Here is a 2,145-nt window from a genome sequence, read left to right as displayed (position 1 = left end):
CACTGAACTTTGACCAAGCGTTTCGAGTTATGGATGAATACCTAAACGGTGAGTGCGACGACGATCAGATGGCAATGTTATTGATGCTGATTCGTGTACAGAACGAGACTCAACAAGAAATCGCTGGCTTTGTGAAAGCATTCCAATCCCGCATGCCTGCCATTGGCGCAGACATTGACTGGCCATGTTACGCAGGCAAACGTGAGGCGGCAGGTCAGCCTTGGCACCTGTTGGCAGCGAAAATCCTTGCTGACAACGGTCATAAAGTATTGATGCACGGCTATCACGACCGCCAATCTGGTCGTTTACACGCAGAAGATTACCTCGACAAGTTTGCTATCAAGAAAGCGGAATCAGCAGAAGACGCAAAGCGTGTGTTAGAAACACAAAACATTGTGTATCTACCGCTGAGTGCGTTTGCGCCGCAAGCAGAAACTATGATCGGTTGGAAGAATCGTTATGGGCTTAGAACGCCGATTAATACCGTGGTTCGAGCACTGAACCCTGGGCAGGCGACCGTCGGTATTCGTGGTAGCTTCCATCCTGGTTTCCAGCAGCTCCACGCTGAAGTCGAGCACGAAATTGGCCAAACGGCGCATGCTGTGGTGTCGTTTAAAGGCCAGTCGGGTGAGTCCGAATACAACCCGAAAGTAAGCCAGACAGTATGGCTTAGTCAAACCAGTGGCGTGACATCTCACTACTGGACAGAGCAAATGCTGTCAGAGGTGCCAATGCCTACGGCTTGTCCATTTGGTACAGAAGAAACCGACATGAATCAAATGGCGAACACGGTGTTAGCTACCATAGCGGTTGTCTTGTTTGCTGAAATGCATGACAGAGAACAAGCTTTTGAACGTGCATTTTCGTACTGGGCGTCGTATTGCGCAGCGAACTGATTGCATGACTGCCTAAAGATACAAAGTTGTTGGATCGGAATCCTTTATCTATTGTTTGTGTATGCTCGTCAGTGATGAATTTATCACCACAAGTCTCTCTTTGCTGGTTAGCATAAACATCACCATTGCGGTGATGGGTTTACTTTTCGATAAGAAATGAGGACATGGATAATGCTAAAGCACACGACGTCAAGTGAAAAGGCGGCTCACCCCATCCCGCAAGAAGCCTTCGATTGGTACGACGAATACGCGCACGGAAAGATCTCGCGCCGAGAATTTCTTAATCGGCTTGGTGACCTTGCGGTGCTAGGGTTTAGCATGACCGCACTGGTTGACGCGCTGACACCAAATTACGCGCTTGCCGAGCAAGTCTCCTTCAATGATCCTGAAATCAAAGCCACGTACGAAACCTTTTCGTCGCCGAATGGGCATGGTGAAGGGCGTGGTTACTTGGTGATGCCTCAGAAAAAGACCATCAAATCACCAACGGTTTTGGTGATTCATGAAAACCGTGGCCTCAACCCTTACATTAAAGACGTCGCGAGACGACTAGCGAAAGATGGTTTTATCGCCTTTGCTCCCGATGCTCTCTACCCGTTAGGTGGGTATCCGGGAAATGATGATGAAGGGCGAGCAATGCAAAAAGAGATGGACAGAGCCAAGATTGAGCAAGACTTTATAGCGGCCGCTAAATTTATCAAACAGCACGAACATGGAAACGGCAAGCTTGGCGCGGTTGGTTTCTGTTTTGGTGGTTATGTCGTCAATATGCTGGCAGCAGTTATGCCAAATGAGCTCGATGCAGGCGTACCTTTTTATGGAACACCCGCTGCAGAAGAGATTCAAAAACAAGTGAAAGGCCCATTAATGTTGCATTTCGCAGGGTTGGATAAACGTGTGAATGACACTTGGCCTTCGTACGAGCAGCAGTTGATTGCTTCAGGTGCGAAGTACCAAGCTTTGATGTATGAAAACGTCAATCATGGTTTCCACAACGACTCAACCGCACGTTACGCACCCGAGGAAGCGGCTCTTGCTTGGGAACGTACCTTAGCTTTCTTCAAAGAACATCTCATCGCCAGTTAATCGGAGTTGGCACATTCCTTGTTTTATCTCCTTTAGTGAGTGAGATATTAACAAGGAATGTGCATGACTCAATCAACGTCAAAAACACCCATTATCGTCTGCTGTGACAGCCTTCAAGAGCAAGCTCGATTGTCCGGCTTATTGAGCAAAGATTACGACAACA

General features: G+C 48.0%; 2 protein-coding genes and 1 pseudogene. All 3 read left to right on the top strand.

Translation table 11 applies throughout. From position 1 onward, the window contains the following. The first annotated feature begins 2 nt into the window (after positions 1 to 2). On the top strand, positions 3 to 896 hold the full coding sequence (locus R7E42_RS23715) for a glycosyl transferase family protein (RefSeq protein WP_318073047.1): 894 nt from the start codon (positions 3 to 5) through the stop codon (positions 894 to 896). Between the two features lie 168 nt (positions 897 to 1,064). Then, on the top strand, positions 1,065 to 1,982 hold the full coding sequence (locus R7E42_RS23710; RefSeq protein ID WP_318073048.1) for a dienelactone hydrolase family protein: 918 nt from the start codon (positions 1,065 to 1,067) through the stop codon (positions 1,980 to 1,982). Between the two features lie 63 nt (positions 1,983 to 2,045). Beyond that, positions 2,046 to 2,145 (top strand): annotated as a pseudogene (locus R7E42_RS23705) (ANTAR domain-containing protein); the annotation flags it as partial.

This window comes from Vibrio sp. Vb1337, assembly GCF_033338715.1.
In the GTDB taxonomy this organism is placed as follows: Bacteria; Pseudomonadota; Gammaproteobacteria; order Enterobacterales; family Vibrionaceae; genus Vibrio; species Vibrio alginolyticus.
The sequence above is the reverse complement of the archived record's forward strand: the minus strand, read 5'-3'. Positions and strand labels throughout refer to the sequence as shown.